We start from the raw sequence: 22,072 nt of genomic DNA on the forward strand, positions 1-22,072 counted from the left end.
TTTTAATTAACCAAGGTTCAGCGCGTCGTTAACCAGGTCTTGCTGCTGTTGTTGATGTACGGACATGTAGCCCACGGCTGGTGAAGCAGAAGCCGGACGACCTGCGTAACGCAGTGACGCTCCGAATGGAACCACTTCGCGGAAATGATGCTGACTGCAATACCATGCGCCCTGGTTCAGTGGCTCTTCCTGACACCAGACGAAATCCTGCACATGTGCATAATTTTTCAATACGTCCTGCACCACTTTATGCGGGAACGGATAGAGCTGTTCGATACGCACGATGGCGACATCGGTCTGCTCATTCTTGCGACGCTGTTCCAGCAGATCGTAATAAACCTTACCGGAACACATCACCACGCGTTTCACTTGTTTCGGATCCAGATCGTCAATCTCGCCAATCGCCGGTTGGAAGCTGCCATTGGCCAGCTCTTCCAGGCTGGAGACCGCCAGTGGATGGCGCAGCAGCGATTTCGGTGACATCACAATCAGCGGACGGCGCATACCGCGCAGCGCTTGACGGCGCAGCATATGGTAAACCTGCGCTGGCGTTGATGGCACGCACACCTGCATGTTCTGTTCAGCACAGAGTTGCAGATAGCGTTCCAGACGCGCAGAGGAGTGCTCTGGCCCCTGACCTTCATAACCGTGTGGCAGCAGCATCACGAGGCCACACATACGGCCCCACTTCTGCTCGCCGGAGCTGATGAACTGGTCGATTACCACCTGAGCACCGTTGGCGAAGTCGCCGAACTGCGCTTCCCAAATGGTCAGCACGCGCGGTTCTGCGGTGGCATAGCCGTATTCAAAGGCCAGTACCGCTTCTTCTGACAGCACGGAATCCCAGACCTTGAACTGACCCTGGCCGTTATGGACATGGTGCAGCGGGGTGTAGGTTGAGCCGTTGGTTTGGTTGTGGATCACCGCATGACGGTGGAAGAAGGTGCCGCGGCCGGAGTCTTCACCCGACAGACGAACAGGAATGCCTTCATCTACCAAGGTCGCGTACGCCAGGTTTTCCGCGCCGCCCCAGTCAAATGGCTTGTTGCCTTCCGCCATCTCTTTACGGTCGTTGTAAATCTTCGCCACGCGCGACTGCACTTCGACGGCTTCCGGTACGCTGCTAATGCGACGCGCCAGCTCTTGCAAGCGTTTGTACTCAACCGTGGCAGGATAGTTTTCATCCCACTCGTGGTTCAGGTACGGCGACCAAGTGAAGGAGTGCAGGCTCATCGGACGCCATTCTGGCACCACGCATTCGCCTTCATCCAACGCATCACGGTAGAGATTGACCAGTTCGGTCGCATCTTCTAACGTCGCCACACCTTCGCTTTCCAGCTGATCGGCGTAGATCTTACGTGGCGTTGGGTGTTTCTTGATTTTCTGGTACATCAGCGGCTGGGTTGCACTTGGCTCATCCGCTTCGTTATGGCCGTGACGGCGGTAGCACACCAGATCGATAAACACGTCGCGTTTAAAGGTGTTGCGATAATCCAGTGCCAGGCGAGTCACGAAGGCCACCGCTTCTGGATCGTCCGCATTCACGTGGAAGATTGGCGCCAGCACCATCTTGCCGATGTCGGTGCAGTAAGGCGTTGAACGCGCATCTTTCGGGTTGGAGGTGGTGAAACCGACCTGGTTGTTAATCACGATGCGAACGGTACCGCCCACTTCGTAACCGCGCGCCGCAGACATGTTCAGGGTTTCCTGCACCACGCCTTGGCCGATCACCGCCGCATCACCGTGAATGGTGATCGGCAGAACTTTGTTGCTGCTTGGCTCAGCCAGGCGATCCAGACGTGCACGCACTGAACCCATGACCACTGGGCTAACAATTTCGAGGTGTGACGGGTTAAACGCCAGCGCCAGGTGCACTAAACCACCTTCGGTTTCAACGTCAGACGAGAAGCCCATGTGGTACTTCACGTCACCGGTGCCGAGGTGCTCTTTGTGTTTGCCTGAGAACTCGTCAAACAGATCCTGTGGCTTTTTACCCAGTACGTTGATCAGGACGTTGAGACGACCACGGTGCGCCATCCCGAGAACCACTTCACGCGTACCGCTTTTGCCTGCATGGCGAATCATTTCGCGCAGCATCGGCACCAGTGCATCACCACCTTCCAGTGAGAAGCGTTTTGCACCTGGGAATTTCGCGCCGAGGTATTTTTCCAGACCTTCAGCCGCGGTCAGCTCTTTCAGGAAACCTTTTTTCTCGTCGCTGCTAAATGACGCATGGCCGACCACCGATTCCAGACGCTGCTGAATCCAGCGCTTCTCATCGGTGTTGTTGATGTGCATGTACTCTGCACCAATCGAGCCACAATAGGTCTGCTGCAGCGCCGCGAACAGATCAGCCAGCTTCATGGTCTCTTTGCCAATGGCAAAGGAACCTACGTTAAAGCTTTCCTGAAAATCGGCGTCGGTGAGATCGTGATAAGCCGGATCAAGATCCGCCACTCGATCCTGTTTCCACAGGCCGAGCGGATCGAGGTTAGCGTGCTGATGGCCGCGGAAGCGGAACGCATTGATCAGCTGCAGCACTTTAACCTGTTTGGAATTAGTAGCCGGATCGGTGACTGAGGATGTGTAGCGGGTCGCATCTTTTGCCAGGCGGCGGAAGTAATCACGCGTGGTGGAGTGAAATTGCTCAGGTTTCACGCCAGTGCCGGGCAGCTGTTGGAACAGCTCGCGCCACATTTCATCAACTGAGTCAGGATCGGTCAGGAAATCCTCATAGAGTTGCTCTATGTAAGATTGGTTCGCGCCGGCCAGCCAGGAGGAGTCCAGCCAGGGTTTCATCGCGCTGTTCTGCATTGTGATCCCTTAAGCATTAATCTGCTTTTTATGAGGTTTCATTTGTTGCCGCTTTCGCGGCTTGCCGTAGTGAGTTCAGCGATACGAACCTTAACTGGCCCGTAAGGGAACCTTTATAAGCGTGGTCAGTACCGCGCTTATAGAGGCTTCCGTAAACTGCCGGGAACCTAAGTTCCCGGACAGTGACTTCAGTATGTTATGCGCCGCGTTGCAGCAACATGGACTTAATATGACCGATGGCGCGCGTCGGGTTTAGTCCTTTCGGGCACACGCTCACACAGTTCATGATGCTGTGACAGCGGAATACACTGAAAGCATCGTTCAGATTGTCCAGTCGCGCATCGGTTTCGGTATCGCGGCTGTCGATCAGGAAACGGTAAGCGGCCAACAAACCTGCCGGACCGATGAACTTGTCCGGGTTCCACCAGAACGATGGGCACGAGGTTGAGCAGCAAGCGCACAGAATACACTCGTACAGTCCATCCAGGTGCTCACGATCTGCCGGGGTCTGCAGATGCTCGCGTGCTGGCGGATTTTCCCCATTATTCAACAGGAAAGGCTTAATCTTCTCATACTGCGTATAGAATTGTCCCATATCAACCACAAGGTCGCGGATCACCGGCAAACCAGGCAGCGGACGGATAACAATTTTCTTCGTGCCATTACCCAGCGCGGAGACTGGCGTGATGCAGGCCAAGCCGTTTTTGCCGTTCATGTTGAGGCCGTCAGAACCGCAAACACCTTCACGGCATGAGCGACGGAAGGCCAGCGTTGGGTCCTTCTCTTTCAGACGAATCAACGCATCCAGCAACATCATGTCACGGCCGTCTTCTGACTCCAGCGTGTACTCCTGCATACGCGGTTTGTCATCGACTTCCGGGTTGTAACGATAGATAGAAAATTCGAGTCTCATGATGATCTCCGCAATTAGTAGGTACGCGCTTTCGGCGGGAAGGCCGCACGCAGTTTCGGTTGCATGTTCACCTCACGGCGCGTCATGCTTTCCGTTTGCGGAACATAGAGGCTGTGACACAGCCAGTTTGCATCATCACGTTCCGGGTAGTCGAAGCGGCTGTGCGCGCCACGGCTTTCGGTACGGAAGTTTGCCGCGACCGCCGTGGCGTAAGCGGTTTCCATCAGGTTATCCAGCTCAAGGCACTCGATACGCTGGGTATTGAAATCTGGCGAACGGTCATCAAGACGCGCTGACTTCAGGCGTTCACGAATCACTTTCAGCTCTTCCAGACCTTCACGCATCGCATCACCTTCGCGGAATACCGAGAAGTTGTTCTGCATGCAACGCTGCAATGCTTTACGGATTTCAACCGGATCTTCACCCGTGGTGTTGTTTTCCCAGCGGTTAAAACGCGCCATGGCGGCATCGATGTTTTCCTGCGTGGCTTCACGCAGTTCACCCTGCTCTTCCAGGCACTCCAGCAGGTGTACACCCGCCGCACGGCCAAATACCACCAAGTCCAGCAGCGAGTTACCACCGAGACGGTTGGCACCGTGTACTGATACACAAGCAATTTCGCCTACCGCGAACAGGCCTGGAATCACTTCGTCTTCACCCTGCTCATTCACGCGCAGCGCCTGACCGGTCACTTTGGTCGGCACGCCGCCCATCATGTAGTGGCAGGTTGGAATAACCGGAATCGGCTCTTTAATCGGATCGACGTGCGCAAAGGTACGCGACAGTTCAAGGATACCCGGCAGACGGGATTCCAGCACTTCTGCGCCCAGATGATCGAGTTTCAGCTTGATGTGCGGGCCCCACGGACCATCGCAACCACGGCCTTCACGGATTTCCACCATCATGGAACGTGCCACCACATCGCGGCCCGCCAGATCTTTGGCGTTTGGCGCATAACGTTCCATGAAGCGCTCGCCGTGTTTGTTCAGCAGGTATCCACCTTCACCACGGCAACCTTCAGTGACCAGCACACCCGCACCAGCGATACCCGTTGGGTGGAACTGCCACATTTCCATATCCTGCACCGGCACACCGGCACGTAGTGCCATGCCTACACCGTCGCCGGTGTTGATGTGTGCGTTGGTGGTGGATTGGTAAATACGGCCTGCACCGCCCGTTGCCAGGATGGTGGCTTTGGCTTTGAAGTAGACGGTTTCGCCCGTTTCCATGCAAATCGCCGTACAGCCGACAATCGCACCGTCTTCATTCTTCACCAGATCCAGCGCATACCATTCTGAGAAGATGGTGGTTTTGTTTTTCAGGTTCTGCTGATACAGGGTATGCAGCAGTGCGTGGCCAGTACGGTCGGCTGCCGCAGCGGTACGCGCCGCCTGCTCACCACCGAAGTTCTTCGACTGACCACCAAACGGGCGCTGATACACGCGGCCGTCATCAAGACGAGAGAAAGGCAGTCCCATGTGTTCCAGTTCCAGAATCGCTTCTGGACCGACGTGACACATATATTCGATCGCGTCCTGGTCACCGATATAGTCGGAGCCTTTAACGGTATCGTACATATGCCATTCCCAGTTATCTTCATGGGTGTTACCCAGCGCAACGGTAATACCGCCCTGCGCAGACACCGTATGAGAACGGGTTGGGAAAACTTTAGATAACAGAGCACAGGTCTGGCCTGATTGGGAGATTTGCAGAGCCGCGCGCATTCCCGCGCCACCCGCGCCGATCACCACGGCATCAAATTCTCTGACTGGCAAACTCATTTACACACCCCACACAACAACGATTCCATAAATTGCATACGACAACAGCGCGACCACAATCACAAACTGCAGCAGCAAGCGGGTTGCTACCGGTTTGACGTAGTCGGTCAGGACCTGCCACATGCCAATCCAGCCGTGGATCAGAATCGAGAACAGCGTCAGCATCGTGAACACTTTAGTGAAGGCAGAGGCGAAGAAGCCGTGCCAGGCGTCATAGGTCAGGGTGCCGGTCATCACCACAAAACCAAGCAGGTAGATGATGTAGAGCGTCATTAAGATTGCAGCAGCACGCAGCAACAGCCAGTCATGAATACCGTTGCGTCCTAATGCAGAAGCATTGCTTACCATACGAGGACTCCAGCCAAAATTGAGAGCACGACAGTGATACCAAAAGCCGCTTGCGCGGAACGGGTTCCCACCTGCAGGGTTTCTTCCATAAAGCCAAAATCAGCCAACATATGGCGAATGCCGCCCACGACGTGATACGCCAGCGCAGTCAGGATGCCCCACATGATGAATTTGGCGAAGAAGCTATCCATGATGGATGCCGCTTGCTGGAAGCCTTCAGGAGAAGAGAGAGAGAGACCCAGTAACCAGAGCAGAATTCCGAGGGCGACAAAGGTGATCACGCCGGAGACGCGGTGGAGAATGGACGATATTGCAGTAACGGGAAACCGGATCGTCGAGAGATCCAAGTTAACAGGTCTTTGTTTTTTCACGGTTTTGCCCACACAGCTCTTTTTTATTTTGCTTCCTCCGGACCTGAGTCGCATCAGAGCACAGCGCGTGTTCAGACTGCAACCGCCACCAAAATAGCAACATCCAGTGTTATGTGACGCGGGTAAAACGCTGGGTGGCTCCTGGTGTCAGGGTATTCCGGAGACCTGGCGGCAGTATAGGAGGATCACATTCTGATTACAATTCCCCTACAATCTCTTTGGTCACATTTAAGCTGAACAGTGATCCCCCTCACGAATTTCACAATTCATACATTTTTAATTATCTGATTTGACAATAGATCAACATTTCAGTTACAAACAAACGCATTAAAGCCCTATGATGCACAAAAGTTATGGGGATACACTTTCCCCTAAGCTCAAGTTATGTAACATTGCCTTTACGAGCAACACAAAGCATCAGGTTATTGGTTACCAAGAAGTTATGTCGTGACAGGATCTTTAACATCCGCGCTGTTGAGCATGTCATGCTCGAACGCCACCGACTGGCCCTAATACATCTCCCTGTAACCCTGCACGACAAACGTTACCGCAGAGTGATACTGTGAAGATTGTGGTTTTATACAACATGAAGGCTATTCTGGTGTCTAAGATCCTTACCTACTAAGGCGCTATGGAGACGAAAAATGACAGATAAAAAAGTGACGCTAACCCTACAAGATAATGCTTCCGTTGAACTGGATGTGATGCAAGGTACGCTGGGACAAGATGTTGTTGATGTCCGCACACTCGGCAATCACGGCCTGTTCACTTTCGATCCCGGCTTCACCTCTACTGCGTCATGCGAATCTAAAATCACTTTTATTGATGGTGATGAAGGCATTCTGTTACACCGCGGCTTCCCGATTTCCGAACTGGCAACCCACTCCAACTACCTCGAAGTGTGTTACATCCTGCTGAATGGCGAAGCTCCGACCCAAGCCCAGTTTGAAGAATTCCGCACCACCGTTACCCGCCACACCATGATCCACGAGCAAATCACCCGACTGTTCCACGGCTTCCGCCGCGATTCGCATCCGATGGCGGTAATGTGTGGGGTAACGGGCGCGTTGGCCGCGTTTTATCACGATTCATTAGACGTTAACCTTGAGCGCCATCGCGAAATCGCCGCGTTCCGTCTGCTGTCGAAAATGCCGACCATGGCGGCGATGTGCTACAAATATTCGATTGGTCAGCCGTTTGTCTATCCGCGCAACGACCTGTCGTATGCCGGTAACTTCCTGCATATGATGTTCGCCACGCCGTGCGAAGAGTACAAAGTGAATCCGGTGCTGGAACGCGCCATGGACCGCATTCTGATTCTGCACGCTGACCATGAGCAAAACGCGTCCACCTCAACCGTGCGTACCGCCGGTTCATCTGGCGCCAACCCGTTTGCCTGTATCGCGGCCGGTATCGCTTCGCTGTGGGGGCCGGCACACGGTGGCGCCAACGAAGCCACCCTGCGCATGTTGGAAGAGATCAGCACCGTTGAGCACATTCCTGAATTTGTGCGTCGTGCAAAAGACAAGAACGACTCGTTCCGTCTGATGGGCTTCGGTCACCGTGTTTACAAAAACTATGACCCGCGCGCGACCGTGATGCGTGAAACCTGTCACGAAGTGCTGAATGAGCTGGGTATGAAAGATGACCTGCTGGAAGTGGCGATGGAGCTGGAACACATTGCGCTGAACGACCCGTACTTCATCGAGCGTAAACTTTATCCAAACGTCGATTTCTACTCAGGCATCATTCTGAAAGCGATGGGCATTCCTTCTTCCATGTTTACCGTGATCTTCGCGATGGCGCGTACCGTGGGTTGGATTGCACACTGGAAAGAGATGCACGACGAAGGCATGAAAATTGCGCGTCCACGTCAGCTGTACACCGGTTACACCGAGCGTCCATTTACCTCGGCGCTGAAGAAATAACATTGAGGGCGGGTTATCCCGCCCTTCTCATTTCTGGCATCCCGGACACCAGTAAAACGGTCGCGATGACAGCACGCCTTTCTCAATCACCCCACCGCAACGCCGACACTTCTTACCCTGTCGATGAAATACCTCGAAACGAAACGCCGCCTCTTCGTGATACTTTTTCATGCTGCCGCGCATCTGATACGACAAACGTGGCACCGCCAGCATGGCTTCACCTAGCGCATTAAGCTGATCTTCAGTCAAATCCTGCGCCCGGTGCGATGCCAGTATTCCGGCATGCCATAATATCTCCACCCGCAGATAGTTACCCAATCCCGCCAGAAAAGCCTGATCCAGCAGGAGTCCGCTAAACAGCCGACGACGAAAACGGGGCGATAACAGCCGCTCACGTACCTCTTCCACCGTTAAAGTGGCATCCAGTACATCGGGGCCAACGCGTTGTAAAAAAGGATGGGCGCCCAAGGTATCGGCATTGAGCAGTTCGATATCCGAAGCGCTGTACAGCAGGATGGTTTGATCAGCATTGGCTAAACGCACGCGCAGCTGCCGCGAAGTGTTGGGTTCAGTACCGGTCGGCACCACCCGCCACACCCCATACAGTTGGTTATGGCTGTAAAGGATTAAGCCATTGGAGAAGTGCGTCAGCAGCGCTTTGCCGCGCGTTTCAAAGGCCGTAATGGTTTCACCCATCAGTGCCGGTTCGTAGGTTTTCAGTTCAGGAAAGGCAAACCACACGTCGGTGAGTGGCTTGCCTTCCATCGCCGCTGCCAGTTGATCCGCCGCGCGGCGGATCTCCGGTCCTTCAGGCATAACGTCTCCTGTTAATGCGTCGCTCCGCCGATCACGCGAATGTCATTCTCGGTACTCAAAATCACCTGTAGGGAGGTTTCCAGCGCCAGAATCACGCTCGCCGTCGCCATGCTCGCCACGCCAGGGTGATTCACCGCCTGCTCCGGCATATAGGGAATATGGATGAACCCACCGCGCGCTGCACTGTTGGTGGTTTTCAGCCAGTGCAGCAAGCTGTACATCACGTTGTTACAGGTGAAGGTTCCCGCAGTTTGGGATACCGACGCTGGCACGCCAACCTCACGCAGGGCTGCGACCATCGCCTTGATCGGTAAGGTGGAGAAGTAGGCTGCGGGACCATCCGCGACGATCGGTTGATCGATGGGCTGCTGATTATCGTTATCAGGAATACGCGCATCATCTACGTTGATTGCCACACGTTCGACGGTGATATCGCTGCGTCCCCCCGCTTGCCCCACGCACAGCACGCGATCCGGCTGAATCTCGTCCAGCGCTTGCGCGAGAACCTTACCGCAGGTGGCAAACACCACCGGCAGCTGGCGCACCACGATACGGGCTCCGGCAATCTCTTTGCCATCAAAGCTGCGTACCGCTTCCCATGATGGGTTAATCGTTTCGCCACCAAACGGCTCGAAGGCCGTCATCAATACCGTTTTCATTGCAACCTCATAAGAACATCAGGAAGTAGAGCAGGAATACGTTTACCACCAACAGTAGCACACCGGTTGGCACCTGAGCCTTGATCACCGCATTGCGGTCCGGCAGCTCCAATAAGCGGGCAGGTACGATATTGAAGTTAGCGGCCATCGGCGTCATTAAGGTGCCGCAATAGCCAGAGAACATGCCGATCGCCGCCATCACTGCAGGATTGCCGCCGTGTTGCAGCACCAGAATCGGGATGCCGATACCCGCTGTGACAATCGGGAAAGCGGCAAACGCATTCCCCATCACCATGGTTAACAGCGCCATGCCAATCGCATACACCGCAACCGCAATCAGTCGATTGTCCACTGCCAGATATTGCTCTGTGAGATGGGAAATCGCAGTGCCGACACCCGCGCTGGTGAACAGCAGGCCAAGCGTGGCAAGGATTTGTGGCAGGATAAAGGCCCAGCCCACCGCATCAAGCAAGCGGCGCGTTTCCTGAATCGATTGCAGCGGTTTTTCATGCGTGAATTTCAGCGCAATCACCCAACCCAACACGCAGCCCACCATCATCGAGAACAGCGTCACTAAGGTGGAGTGGTTACCCGGACCAAACACCGCATCCTGCAAACCGGGAATATTGTTGAACGCCAGTACGCCAATCACCGTGACCACAGGAATCGCCAGCGCAGGCAGGAACAACTTATTACGCAAGCGCTTAGCGCTCTCCTGTTTCTGCTCGTCGCTGCGTTGGTGATAGCGCCCCAAACGCACGCCACCGAAACCGGCAATTAGTGCCATTAACACCACGGCCACGCCGACACCAATGTGCAACCAACGCTTGCCGAGTGCCGCATCACCTGCCCACTGCCCCATTAGTTGATAAGCGCCATCGCCAAGCAGGAAAATCAGACCATACAACGCCCAGAACAGACCGGTGGTGAAGCGGCGTGGGTTGGCGCTGTCACGCCAGGAGAGCACGGCAACGATCAGCAGGATGACGCCTGCCAGCCACATCAAATATTGTTGCTGGAACATTACTTCCCTCCTTTGGCATTCAGCGCTTGTTGGTTCAGTGCGCCTAATTCTCGCGACAGCTGACGATCAAGGCGCACTAAGCGTGCCGAGTGGATCAGGAAAGCACAGAGCGCGGTAGGAATGCCCCATAAAGCGATATGCAGCGGTTCGGTGCTGATGCCTGCCGACTCTTGCATAAAGTTGTGCATGAAGATAATGGCGCCGAACGCAACGAAGATATCTTCTCCAAAAAACAGGCCAACATTATCGGTGGCAGCCGACATGGCGCGCAGGCGATAGCGGACCTCTTCCGGCACCTCGCCATAGCGGTTTTCTGTCGCCCCTTCGGCCATAGGCGCGAGCAGCGGACGCACCATCTGCGGGTGCCCGCCCAGGCTGGTTAACCCGAGTGCGGCCGTGATTTCACGCACGAACAGATAGACGATTAACAAACGGCCCGCCGTTGCAGTCTTGATTTGGGCAATCCAGGTTTGCGCACGCTCTTTTAAACCGTGACGTTCCAGCAAGCCAATAACCGCCAATGGCAGCAGCAGAATCAGCGGTAAGTTGCGCGTATTCAGGAAGCCTGAACCCAACTTTTCTAAAATGTCCGCCAACGGCAGGTGTGCCGCCAGCCCGGTGACAAAACCGGCAACAATCACCACCAGCACCGGGTTAAAGCGCAATACAAATCCCAATACGATGGTGGCAATGCCGAGTAACGGCCAGAGATTGACCACATGATCCATTTGTTTCCCCTCATCAGAAATAAAAAGCCCGGCAGGTTGCCGGGCGGCTGACTTATCGTTATGCGCTGGTGACAGCAATATGATGTGTTGTAAAAGCAGCACGCAGCGCACGGGCAAATTGCAGCGCGTGCGCGCCATCACCATGCAGACAGACGGTTTCCGCGTTGACCTTCACCCATTCGCCGCTGATGCTTTGCACCTGGCGTTGCTGCACCATGGCAAGGGTCTGTGCCAGCGCCCGATCGGCTTCTTCAATCATCGCGCCCGGCTGGCTGCGTGGCACCAGTGCCCCACTCGCCAGATAGCCGCGATCGGCAAACACCTCTTCACGCGTGCGTAAGCCATGATGCGCAGCCGCCTTGATGGAGGCACTTCCCGCCAGGCCGACCAGAATCAATGCCGGATCGACCGCTTTGACGGCGCGGGCAATCGCATCTGCCAACGGCGCATCCGCCGCTGCCTGGTTGTAAAGCATGCCGTGCGGTTTGACGTGCACCAACCGCTCGCCTTCGCTTTCTGCGATGCTCTTCAAGGCACCAATCTGATAAATCATCTGCGCGTAGACGGTTTCCGACGGCAGTTGCATCGCGGTACGTCCGAAGTTCTCCCGATCGGGGAAACTGGGATGCGCACCAATCGCCACGCCACTGGCCTTGGCCCAGCGCACCGATTGCAACATGGTTTCCGCATCACCCGCGTGAAAACCGCAGGCGATGTTGGCCGAACTCACCAGCGTCAGCAGTTCCTGATCGCTGGCGCTGCCTTCGCCGAGATCGGCGTTAAGATCAATTTTCATGTTCCAATCCCCAGGCGATTTGGTCGAGTGAGCGCTGCTGCTGCTTCCTGGCATCAAGTGCTTCTTCCAGCGTGCAGTGGATAAAGTGGATCGGCTCACCGAGTCGAATTTGCGCCAGCTGGTACAAATCGGCTTCGATAATGCAGGCAATCCGCGGATAGCCCCCGGTGGTTTGCGCATCCGCCATCAACACAATCGGCTGCCCATTAGGCGGCACCTGCACCACACCGGGCACCAGCCCATGCGATAACAAATCGCGGGTGGCTTTGCGATGCAATTGACGGCCCTGCAAGCGATAGCCCATACGGTTACTCTGTGGGCTGAGCTTCCACGGACTGCGCCAGAAACCTTCCTGCGCTTCACGGGTAAATTCACTGTATTCCGGGCCAGGAAGCGCACGAATTCGATTGCCCCACAGTAACTGACGGACACCGGCTTTGCCTTTAAAGGTCCGCGTGGCTTTACCCAAGGGTATCTTATCGCCATCCTGCAATTTACGTCCCTGCCAGCCCCCGAAGGCCGCTTTGAGATCGGTACTGTGCGAGCCCAGCATGTCATCAATAGCAAAGCCACCGTTCACAGCCAGATAGCTACGCATCCCGCGCGTTGGCATGCCTAATGACAGCACCTGCCCTTTTTTCACCGGCAGACGCCAGCCTGTCCACACTGGTTTGCCATCAAGTTCGGCATTACATCCCGCACCGGTCAGCGCGAACCAGCCATCACGTTTAAATTCGGCTTTAAACTGGCCCAGCACGATTTCCAGTACCGCGCTCTCATCTGGATTCCCCACCAGCATGTTGGCGGTACGCATTGAAGGCTGATCAAGCGCGCCACTGACACTGATGCCATATTGCCGCCAGCCGGTGCGCCCGGTGTCCTGAATCGACGTCATTAACCCAGCGCGAAGAATATTTAACATACGCCCTCCTTTTGCGGCACAAAGCGCACGCTATCGCCGGGACGCAGTAAAGTGGGCGGTTGCTGCAGTGGGTCGAACAAGCTGAGTGGCGTATGGCCAATTAACTGCCAACCGCCCGGCGCGGCCAGCGGATAGATGCCGGTTTGGCTGCCACCAATTCCCACGGATCCGCCAGGCACGATCACCCGAGGTTCGGCACGGCGCGGTGTATGCAGCCGTTCGTCCAATCCGCCCAAATAGGGGAAACCTGGCTGGAAGCCGATGAAATACACCACGTAGTCAATGCTACTGTGCAGTTCTACCACCTGTGTTGGCGTCATCGTCGCCCTGTCAGCCACCACCTGCAGATCGGGGCCGCCTGCCCCGCCGTACACCACAGGAATTTCAATCCGGCGTGATTCTGGTACCTGCTCTTCACTCTCTTCCCACCAGCGCTGTAAACGCTCGATGGCATCCAGTGCATTCAATTGTGGATCGCGTAGCAACAGCGTCAGGTTATTCATTCCCGGAATCACTTCCTGAATCTGCTCATGATGCTGCAGGCGCTGGCACAATCCCCAGATGCGCTGCTGGCTGGAGAGGGAAACGGGGGGTTCCAGTTCCATGACCACCGCTCGCTCACCTAGCAGATAACAACGTGCTCGTTGCAAAATCCACCTCCTGGTCATTGTCAAAACACATAGCAAACGGGTTTCGCTATGCGAAAAGTCAATAAGTTATGCGAAAGTGACAGAGGTGTGTCAACAGATTTGCGTCCTTAACGAGAGTTAAGGACGTGAGAGGCGAGAAATCAGGCGGGATTATCGATATCAATAAAAGTGACGTCGAGGCCGTAGCTCTGCGCCAGCCACTCCCCCAATGCTTTAATACCCGCTCGTTCTGTCGCATGGTGTCCGGCTGCGAAAAAATGCAGACCTTGCTCACGCGCGCTATGGATGGTTTGTTCTGACACTTCGCCACTGATGAAGGCATCCACGCCGAAGGCCGCAGCGCTATCGATAAAGCCCTGACCACCCCCGCTGCACCAGGCCACGCGTTTGATCAATGCCGGCGCATTATCGCCGCAATGCAGCGGAGTACGGCCAAGTCGTTCGGCGATTTTTGACGCCAGTGCTGCACCGCTCAGAGGTTCAGCCAGTTCGCCCCAAGGCACCAGCGGTTGAATCTCCCCTTTCACCTCAATATCAAACAGCTGAGCCAGTTGCGCATTGTTGCCCAGCTGCGGATGCGCATCCAGCGGCAGGTGCCAGCCATACAGATTGATATCATTGATTAACAGGGTGCGCAGACGCTGACGCTTCATCCCTTTAATCAGCGGCGATTCGCTTTTCCAGAAGTAACCATGATGCACCAGGATGGCATCGGCGTTGCGCTTTACCGCTTCATCCAGCAGCGCCTGGCAGGCGGTGACACCCGTGATAAGGGTTTTCACTTCTGGACGACCCTCCACCTGCAAACCATTAGGGGCATAGTCGCTAAACGCGGCAGTGTTCAACTGCTGATTCACGATGTGTTCTAATTCGACATTCTTCATTCCGGCTCCCTGACCGCCTCAGGCCGCGCTGCGCGCGCGCTCAAAGGCGTCTAGTGTCTTTTTACGTGCGTCCTTATGTTCCACGATTGGCTCAGGATAATCGAGTGTCTTGTTATTTTTCTTCGCCCAGACGTGTGGCTGGTGAATGTCGCTGTCCGGCACCGTTTTCAGCTCCGGCAGCCATTGGCGAATAAAATCGCCTTGCTTATCGAAGCGTTCGCCTTGGGTGGTAGGATTGAAAATACGGAAATACGGCGCAGCATCGGTCCCAGTTGATGCCGCCCACTGCCATCCACCATTATTGGCGGCCAAGTCACCATCAATCAGCTGCTGCATAAAATAGCGCTCGCCGTCATGCCAGTCGATCAACAAATCTTTGACCAGAAAGCTGGCGGTGATCATCCGCAGGCGATTGTGCATCCATCCCAGGTGATTTAACTGGCGCATCGCTGCATCGACAATCGGATAGCCGGTTTTACCTTGTTGCCAGGCGGTGAGATGCTCGGCATTTTTTTGCCACTCAACGTTTTGCGTCCAGTCGATAAAGGGTTGGTGTTTGCACAACGCGGGGAACGCTACCATCAGATGGCGGTAGAACTCTCGCCAGATAAGCTCATTCAACCAGGTAAAGGCTTTGCCCTCGTTCAACGCATCGGGGTGCTCTTTGAGGACACGATGTAAACATTGACGCGGTGAAAGCACGCCAATCGCCAGATAAGGCGATAAACGGCTAGTGCCATCCAACGCGGGTAAATCCCGCACATCGGGATAGTGTTGCACCGATTGCTTACCAAAGTGCCGCAGTTGCTTGAGCGCCGCCTCTTCTCCGGCGGGAAACAGTGAGGCGTCAATTTCCTCCATCGGATAATCAAAGACGGGGATCTTTTTACCGGGGCTCAGCGGCGCCTCCGCGCGCGCTTGCGGTGCATGGTGGCATTCAGGCAATCCTTGATGTAGTCGTCTGACAAAAGCACGACTGAAAGGCGTAAAGACTTTGAACATAGTATTGCTGCCGGTCTGTACGCTACCCGGCGGCAAGAGCAGGCTGTCATCAAAGCCTTGGCAAATCACGCCCTGGGCATCAAGGCGTTTTTCTGCCGCCGCATCGCGCTCACGCTCGTTAATTTCATATTGATAGTTGTAATAAAGCGCATCGACCTGATGCGTTTCACAAAATTCGGCAAGATATTCCACAGACGTCGTAAAGTCATCGCACTGGTGGTAATGCAGCCGGATACCGCGCTCCGCCAGGGTTTGCTGCAACTCACACAAATTTTGATAAATAAATGCGGCCTGTTTGGGTGCCATATGATGCTGCTGCCACTGCTTGGGGGTGGCGATAAACAGCGCCAGCACCGTGGCTTTGCCGTCGCGGCACGCGGCGGCAAGGGCTGTGTTATCATTGATACGCAAGTCGTTGCGCAGCCAGACTAAATGGGTGGTCATATTATTATTGTCCGTAGCGCAGGCGCAGCGCTTCTGGGTAGGGATCAAAGTAACGTTGCTGCGCCAGCCACGGATGCGGGAATTCTGCCATGTAGTGTTTCAGCATGGTGATGGGCACCAGTAAGGGCTGTACGCCGGTACGGTAGCGGTCAATCAACTGCGCCAGCTCCTGACGCTGCGGTGACGTCAGCTGAGGACGGAAATAGCCCTGAACGTGCATCAACACGTTGGTGTGGTTTCGACGTGACGCAGGATGCGACATCAAATGCATCAGGCGAATTCTGTACTCATAGGCGTAATCGTCGAGCGAGTCCCACTGCTCCATCGCCGCCACAAAACGCCCCATCTCCCGATACTCATCCTGCGCATGCGACAGCAGCAGCAATTTGTAGCGGCTGTGGAAAGCCATCAGCTTGTGGCGCGTTAACCCGCCACGCCACATTTCATTGAATTCATGTAACGCATAGACCCGACCCATGAAGTTTTCACGGATAGCGTCATCATGCAGGCGACCATCTTCTTCCAGCGGTAACCACGGCATTTCTTTCTGCAGGAATTCAGTGAAAATTCCGGTGCCGGCTTTACGGTTGTCGTTGGTTTCAGGTTTGTAGATGCGTACGCGTTCCAAACCACAGCTGGGCGATTTAGCACAGAGAATGTAGCCGCAAAGATGATGGAGGGATTTTACGCGCTCGGCGGACCAGCGCTGCATCTCATCCGTCACCTCCTGCCCCCCATCCTTACTGAAGCAAAGATGGATTTGATCGTCTGACTCTTTGACCAAACGCAGAGCTGGACGGGGCGTCGGTAAGCCAATGGCCATCTCCGGACAGACGGGTTCGAAGCGGATAAAAGGGGTCAACTCGTCAGTTGCAAAAGCGAAACGCTTGTGGCCACCGTCGAACCGGACCTTGTCTCCGAGCAGGCATGCACTGATGCCGACAGGAATTTTCTCGCTCATACTTGTACAACCTCCAAAATCTTGTAGAGGTTTTAAGTGTAGCTGAAATGAGGGGCAATAACAGTGGGTGCATATCGGAGAACTGAAAATTTCAGATAAAAAAACCCGGCGCTTCATCAGAAGCCACCGGGTTTAGTCGCGAGGCAAAAAAATCACCAGTAAATGCCAGCAGCCGCTTCCGACTGCGCTAACCAGACTGGCTTAGTGCTGGTTTTACACCAAATGCGGTGTAGGTAACTGTAGAAACGCGCACGATCCTCGCGCAACAGCATGACCGGCAGCGCGAGCAGGCCAACCAATATCACCAGCACTCGGCGCAACACGATTTTGTAAAGTGGATATGCCTGATACATCATTGCCTCCTCGTGATAACTTTTGCGTTGAAATGTGATCTGCCTCTGATATTACGCGGTGCTGTGTAATTTTACTACTCATCCGACCACTTATTTTGATCTTTTTTGCGCTTATCGGGCATATCTGAAAGTTAGTTACACAATTGTAAAATTAACGATGCGATAGCGTTACGAACATCAAGACGGACGCGATGCAAGATTCTTGATAAAGTGCCGTGTTAACTTTACCTGTGGCAGGAGTCAGCGTGACGACCATCTTGATTGTTGAAGATGAAAAAGAAATTCGCCGTTTCGTGCGCCTGGCGCTGGAGAGCGAAGGCCTGAAGATTGTGGAAGCAGAACAATTACAGCGCGGGCTGATTGAAGCCGCCACGCGTAAGCCGGATTTGGTCATTCTGGACCTCGGTCTTCCCGATGGTGATGGCAATGACTTTATTCGTGAAGTACGCCAGTGGAGCAGCATGCCGGTGATCGTGCTGTCGGCACGCAGTGATGAGCAGGACAAAATCGATGCACTGGATGCCGGTGCGGATGACTATCTCACCAAACCCTTCGGCATTGGGGAATTGCTGGCACGTGTGCGCGTGGCCTTACGACGCCACCAAAGTAGCCAACCTGACCCGATCGTGAAATTTGGCGAAGTGAGTGTCGATTTGGCTGCACGGCGAGTGCTGCGTAACGAGCAGGAAATCCATCTGACCCCTACCGAATTTCGCCTGTTGAGTTTATTGCTGAACAATGCGGGAAAAGTGCTGACGCAGCGTCAATTGCTGAATCAGGTCTGGGGACCGAATGCGGTGGAGCATAGCCATTATCTGCGTATCTACATGGGGCACTTGCGGCAAAAGCTGGAAACAAATCCCACCCAACCCAGCCATCTGCTGACCGAAACCGGCATTGGCTACCGCTTTATGCCATAAAAAAAGACCCATGTTTTCACGTGGGTCGTTTCAGCAAACGCGTTTAAAAGGCGCACAGCAGCGCGCCTCAACGGTTATTACGCGTTTTTCAGCACTTCGCTGACAATCTCTACCGCTTCTTTCTCAATCTGCTGGCGATGCTCAGCGCCAAGGAAGCTTTCACAGTAGATTTTGTAGGCGTCTTCGGTACCTGAAGGACGCGCAGCAAACCAGCCGTTCTCAGTCATCACTTTCAGACCGCCAATCGATGCACCGTTGCCCGGCGCAGCGGTCAGGCGTGCAGTAATCGGATCGCCCGCCAGCGTATCCGCGCTCACCATCTCTGGTGACAGCTTAGACAGTGCCGCTTTTTGCGCAGAAGTCGCAGGTGCCTGCAGTCGGTTGTAACTTGGCGCACCAAAACGTTCAGCCAACTCGTCATAGTGCTGCTGTGGGTTCTTACCGGTAACGGCGGTGATCTCTGCCGCCAACAGGCACAGGATGATACCGTCTTTATCGGTTGACCAAGCGGAGCCGTCGAAGCGCAGGAAGGACGCCCCCGCACTCTCTTCACCGCCAAAACCGAAGCTGCCGTCAAACAGGCCATCAACGAACCATTTGAAGCCAACAGGAACTTCCACCAGCTTACGACCAATGTCGTTGACCACGCGGTCAATCATCGCACTGGAGACCAAGGTTTTACCGACCGCAACATCTTTGCCCCACTGCGGGCGATGCTGGAACAGGTAGTTGATCGCCACCGCCAGATAGTGGTTCGGATTCATCAAACCAGCGGGTGTGACGATGCCGTGACGGTCGTAATCCGGGTCATTACCGAATGCCAGATCGAACTTATCTTTATACGCCAGCAAACCGGCCATCGCGCACTCAGACGAGCAGTCCATACGCACTACGCCATCTTTATCCAGATGCATAAAGCGGAAGGTCTGATCGACAGCATCATTAACGATGGTCAAATCCAGCTTGTAGTGTTCCGCAATACGCTGCCAGTAAGCGATGCCCGAACCGCCGAGCGGATCGACACCGATTTTCAGGCCTGCTTTCTGAATCGCCGGGAAGTCGATAACCTGTGCCAGCCCTTCAACATAAGGCTGAATCAGATCCTGCTCCACGATATGACCACTCACCCATGCCTGATCCAGCGGCAGACGTTTCACGTCTTTCAGTTCGCCTTTGATCAGCTGGTTAGCACGATCTTCCACCACTTTCGTGACGTTAGTATCAGCCGGTCCACCGTTTGGCGGGTTGTATTTGATACCACCGTCTTCAGGTGGGTTGTGCGAAGGCGTAATGACGATACCGTCCGCCTGCGCGCCGCCGCGTTTGTTGTGCTCAAGAATGGCATTAGAGATGGCTGGCGTTGGCGTGTAGCCATTCTCCTGCTGCACGATCACATCAACACCGTTCGCCGCCAGCACTTCCAGCACCGACAGAATCGCTGGCTCGGACAGTGCGTGGGTATCTTTACCCACGTAGCATGGGCCGGTGATGCCATTCTTTTTGCGCTCTTCCGCGATAGCCTGAGCAATCGCCAAAATGTGCACTTCGTTGAAGCTGTGGCGTCCCGCGCTGCCGCGGTGGCCGGAGGTGCCAAATTTCACCGCATGGTCCGGGTTCGCCGCATCTGGCTTCAGGACGTAATACTGCGAGGTTAATTGTGCAACGTTAATCAAATCGCTCTGCTGGGCAGGCTGCCCGGCACGGGGGTGATTGGCCATTGGCGCTTCTCCCTGACGCTTCAGTTTAAATGGTGCCGCGAACTTTCTCTGTCAGTTCCTGTGGGAACTGCATAGCCAGCATGATGTGTTCCACCATGCTGCATTTGCGGCCTGTATTGGTATTGGTGATCACCCAGTACGGTGTGCCGGGAACGTGCTTCGGCTTAGTATGGGTGCCATTTTGCAGCAGTGTGTGCTCGTCACCCGCAAAATAGACGCGAGTGCGGCCCTGCAGCGAGGCAGTGGCTTCAGCAAATGCTGCTGGATCAAGACGATAGAGCGTTGACAGTACCAGCATAAAGCGATTAACCGCCTTATTCTGCTCGGCATACTCATCGGAGAGCAGCAGTTCACGCACGGCGCGTACGCGATCCTGAGGACGCGCTTCGCTGCGCACTGGCTGCGCTTCCTTGACCGAAGCCGAAGCCGCAGCGACAGGTGCAGTCGGTGCGCTCTGGCCCGCGGTAAACTTCAGCATGCGGCGCAAAATATCGGAGGCGCTTTCACCAATGTGCTGCGTGTGGCTGGCAATATAACGGTAGAGTTCTTCGTCAACTTCAATCGTTTTCATCTTATTCCGTACAATTCTGGCAAATGACAGAACCACGCATTATTGCAACGGCCTTAGCAAAATCGAGCTGTGCAAAACGTGAGCGGGCTCTAACATAAGGATTATAAAGTTAAATCCGTGGCAGCCGATAGCGCTGGCGTCGTTTCAGGGCAAAAGTCGGAATATGCCCTAATGCCTGGCCGGCTGGCTCCTGGACAGGTGAATCCATGATACCCTAAGCCAAGGTCACAACCGTAAGAACTTTAGCCATGATTTTGAACGCCCGTCTGCAAACTGAACAATCTTCTCCTGATGCTACCCCCATTCTGTTAATTCATGGCCTTTTCGGCAGCCTCGATAATCTCGGGGTGCTGGCGCGTGGCGTACGTGATGTGCGCCCGACGCTGCAAGTTGATGTGCGTAACCATGGGTTATCCGCGCGCAGTGAAGTCATGAACTACTCTGCGATGGCGCAGGACATTGTCGAAACGATGGATGCGCATGATATCGAACGTGCGGGCGTCATCGGCCACTCGATGGGCGGTAAAATCGCCATGGCGCTGAGTGCGATAGCCCCTGAGCGTATTGAGAAGATGGTGCTGATCGATATCGCGCCGGTGGATTATCAAACGCGGCGCCATGATGAAATCTTTGCCGGCATTCGCGCCGTGACGGCCGCAGGCGTGACGCGCCGCAGCGAAGCCGCCGAAGTGATGCGCCATCACATCGCTGAAGAGGGTGTCATACAGTTTATTCTCAAGTCCTTTGTGGACGGTGAATGGCGCTTTAATGTGCCGGTGCTGTGGGACAATTACACCACTATTTCGGGTTGGGAAGAGATTCCAGCGTGGCCGCATCCCGCGTTGTTTATTCGCGGTGGCGATTCTCCTTACCTGGATAATCAACATCGCGCGGCCCTGCTGCGTCAGTTCCCGCAAGCCCATGCGCACGTCATCAGCGGCGCTGGGCATTGGGTTCACGCGGAAAAACCTGATGCAGTTTTACGCGCTGTTCGTCGCTTTTTTAACCTGTAAAAGCAAAAGCTTGCTGGAAGTGGTTTAGGGTTGGCGTCTCACAGGGCGCTGGAGTATGATGTCGCGCTAAAAATTTGCCGCGGATGATTTTTTCGCCGTGGTCGGGCCGATAATGTATAAATCGCGCAGCGCCTTTCCGCCGTTCGCGCCCACTCAGTTTCACAAATCATGGCAAAAGAACAGACAGACCGCACCACGCTTGATCTCTTCGCAGACGAGCGGCGTCCCGGTCGCCCAAAAACCAGCCTGCTGACGCGTGACGAACAGTTACGCATCAACAAACGCAACCAGCTCAAGCGCGATAAAGTGCGAGGGCTGCGTCGTGTTGAGTTGAAAATGTCCAGCGAGGCAGTTGATGCACTCAACACGCTGGCCGAGCAACAAAACATCAGTCGCAGCGAGTTGATTGAACAAATGCTCTTGGCGCAACTCAAACTGTCTTAATGCGCGCGGACC

General features: G+C 54.7%; 22 protein-coding genes. 4 read left to right on the forward strand and 18 right to left on the reverse strand.

Annotated elements, in window-relative coordinates; all coding sequences use genetic code 11:
• Positions 1–6 precede the first annotated feature (6 nt).
• The 5 genes from sucA to sdhC all read right to left on the reverse strand — a co-directional run bounded on the left by sucA (position 7) and on the right by sdhC (position 6,239).
• A complete protein-coding gene (gene sucA, locus F3J38_RS07065) occupies positions 7–2,814 on the reverse strand; it encodes a 2-oxoglutarate dehydrogenase E1 component (protein ID WP_034829150.1) in 2,808 nt (935 codons plus the stop codon).
• Between the two features lie 196 nt (positions 2,815–3,010).
• Positions 3,011–3,727 (reverse strand): succinate dehydrogenase iron-sulfur subunit, encoded by a 717-nt coding sequence (locus F3J38_RS07070; protein WP_034829149.1) that lies wholly within the window; start codon positions 3,725–3,727, stop codon positions 3,011–3,013.
• A gap of 14 nt (positions 3,728–3,741) precedes the next feature.
• A complete protein-coding gene (gene sdhA, locus F3J38_RS07075) occupies positions 3,742–5,508 on the reverse strand; it encodes a succinate dehydrogenase flavoprotein subunit (protein ID WP_034829148.1) in 1,767 nt (588 codons plus the stop codon).
• On the reverse strand, positions 5,509–5,856 hold the full coding sequence (gene sdhD / locus F3J38_RS07080) for a succinate dehydrogenase membrane anchor subunit (RefSeq protein ID WP_084937734.1): 348 nt from the start codon (positions 5,854–5,856) through the stop codon (positions 5,509–5,511). It lies immediately after the preceding gene.
• Positions 5,850–6,239 carry a succinate dehydrogenase cytochrome b556 subunit gene (gene sdhC, locus F3J38_RS07085; protein ID WP_034829146.1) on the reverse strand — a complete coding sequence of 130 codons (390 nt, stop codon included), beginning with the start codon at positions 6,237–6,239 and terminating at the stop codon, positions 5,850–5,852. Before sdhC ends, sdhD begins: the two co-directional genes overlap by 7 nt.
• A gap of 632 nt (positions 6,240–6,871) precedes the next feature.
• On the opposite strand from sdhC, the gene F3J38_RS07090 reads away from it, so the two are divergent.
• The gene (locus F3J38_RS07090) at positions 6,872–8,155 is read left to right on the forward strand and encodes a citrate synthase (protein ID WP_167136354.1); all 1,284 of its coding nucleotides are present in this window, start codon (positions 6,872–6,874) and stop codon (positions 8,153–8,155) included.
• A gap of 27 nt (positions 8,156–8,182) precedes the next feature.
• Here F3J38_RS07090 and nei read toward each other — a convergent pair whose 3' ends face one another.
• The 11 genes from nei to F3J38_RS07145 form a co-directional block, all read right to left on the reverse strand.
• A complete protein-coding gene (gene nei / locus F3J38_RS07095) occupies positions 8,183–8,971 on the reverse strand; it encodes an endonuclease VIII (RefSeq protein ID WP_167136356.1) in 789 nt (262 codons plus the stop codon).
• Between the two features lie 11 nt (positions 8,972–8,982).
• Positions 8,983–9,630: a pyroglutamyl-peptidase I gene (gene pcp / locus F3J38_RS07100; protein WP_167136358.1), complete on the reverse strand. Its 648-nt coding sequence runs from the start codon at positions 9,628–9,630 to the stop codon at positions 8,983–8,985.
• A gap of 7 nt (positions 9,631–9,637) precedes the next feature.
• Positions 9,638–10,654: a DUF979 domain-containing protein gene (locus F3J38_RS07105; protein WP_167136360.1), complete on the reverse strand. Its 1,017-nt coding sequence runs from the start codon at positions 10,652–10,654 to the stop codon at positions 9,638–9,640.
• Positions 10,654–11,382, reverse strand: a complete 729-nt coding sequence (locus tag F3J38_RS07110) for a DUF969 domain-containing protein (protein WP_167136362.1) — start codon at positions 11,380–11,382, stop codon at positions 10,654–10,656. Before F3J38_RS07110 ends, F3J38_RS07105 begins: the two co-directional genes overlap by 1 nt.
• Positions 11,383–11,440: 58 nt before the next feature.
• Positions 11,441–12,178 carry a 5-oxoprolinase subunit PxpA gene (gene pxpA / locus F3J38_RS07115; RefSeq protein ID WP_167136364.1) on the reverse strand — a complete coding sequence of 246 codons (738 nt, stop codon included), beginning with the start codon at positions 12,176–12,178 and terminating at the stop codon, positions 11,441–11,443.
• Positions 12,168–13,100 (reverse strand): 5-oxoprolinase subunit PxpC, encoded by a 933-nt coding sequence (gene pxpC / locus F3J38_RS07120; RefSeq protein ID WP_167136365.1) that lies wholly within the window; start codon positions 13,098–13,100, stop codon positions 12,168–12,170. The genes pxpA and pxpC overlap by 11 nt, the downstream gene beginning before the upstream one ends.
• On the reverse strand, positions 13,094–13,750 hold the full coding sequence (pxpB, locus tag F3J38_RS07125) for a 5-oxoprolinase subunit PxpB (protein ID WP_167136367.1): 657 nt from the start codon (positions 13,748–13,750) through the stop codon (positions 13,094–13,096). Before pxpB ends, pxpC begins: the two co-directional genes overlap by 7 nt.
• Before the next feature lie 140 nt (positions 13,751–13,890).
• Positions 13,891–14,634, reverse strand: a complete 744-nt coding sequence (locus F3J38_RS07130; RefSeq protein ID WP_167136369.1) for a type 2 GTP cyclohydrolase I — start codon at positions 14,632–14,634, stop codon at positions 13,891–13,893.
• Between the two features lie 18 nt (positions 14,635–14,652).
• Positions 14,653–16,080, reverse strand: a complete 1,428-nt coding sequence (gene phrB / locus F3J38_RS07135; protein WP_167136371.1) for a deoxyribodipyrimidine photo-lyase — start codon at positions 16,078–16,080, stop codon at positions 14,653–14,655.
• Between the two features lie 4 nt (positions 16,081–16,084).
• Complete coding sequence (locus F3J38_RS07140; protein WP_167136373.1) at positions 16,085–17,041, reverse strand: YbgA family protein; 957 nt, start codon at positions 17,039–17,041, stop codon at positions 16,085–16,087.
• A 152-nt stretch (positions 17,042–17,193) separates the two neighbouring features.
• Complete coding sequence (locus tag F3J38_RS07145) at positions 17,194–17,394, reverse strand: YbfA family protein (RefSeq protein ID WP_167137107.1); 201 nt, start codon at positions 17,392–17,394, stop codon at positions 17,194–17,196.
• Between the two features lie 245 nt (positions 17,395–17,639).
• Between F3J38_RS07145 and kdpE the strand changes: the two genes are divergently transcribed.
• Positions 17,640–18,314, forward strand: coding sequence for a two-component system response regulator KdpE (gene kdpE / locus F3J38_RS07150; protein ID WP_167136375.1), 675 nt, complete (start codon positions 17,640–17,642; stop codon positions 18,312–18,314).
• Between the two features lie 77 nt (positions 18,315–18,391).
• Here kdpE and pgm read toward each other — a convergent pair whose 3' ends face one another.
• Together pgm and seqA are read right to left on the reverse strand one after the other, a co-directional pair.
• Positions 18,392–20,032 (reverse strand): phosphoglucomutase (alpha-D-glucose-1,6-bisphosphate-dependent), encoded by a 1,641-nt coding sequence (pgm, locus tag F3J38_RS07155; RefSeq protein ID WP_167136377.1) that lies wholly within the window; start codon positions 20,030–20,032, stop codon positions 18,392–18,394.
• A gap of 25 nt (positions 20,033–20,057) precedes the next feature.
• The gene (seqA, locus tag F3J38_RS07160; protein ID WP_167136379.1) at positions 20,058–20,603 is read right to left on the reverse strand and encodes a replication initiation negative regulator SeqA; all 546 of its coding nucleotides are present in this window, start codon (positions 20,601–20,603) and stop codon (positions 20,058–20,060) included.
• A gap of 248 nt (positions 20,604–20,851) precedes the next feature.
• Here seqA and ybfF point away from each other — a divergent pair, with 248 nt between their 5' ends.
• Together ybfF and ybfE are read left to right on the forward strand one after the other, a co-directional pair.
• Positions 20,852–21,616, forward strand: coding sequence for an esterase (ybfF, locus tag F3J38_RS07165; protein WP_167136381.1), 765 nt, complete (start codon positions 20,852–20,854; stop codon positions 21,614–21,616).
• 168 nt (positions 21,617–21,784) lie between these two features.
• Positions 21,785–22,060, forward strand: coding sequence for a LexA regulated protein (gene ybfE / locus F3J38_RS07170; protein ID WP_034829114.1), 276 nt, complete (start codon positions 21,785–21,787; stop codon positions 22,058–22,060).
• Positions 22,061–22,072 lie beyond the last annotated feature (12 nt).

The organism is Candidatus Pantoea formicae, from assembly GCF_011752625.1.
Lineage (GTDB): Bacteria > Pseudomonadota > Gammaproteobacteria > Enterobacterales > Enterobacteriaceae > Pantoea > Pantoea formicae.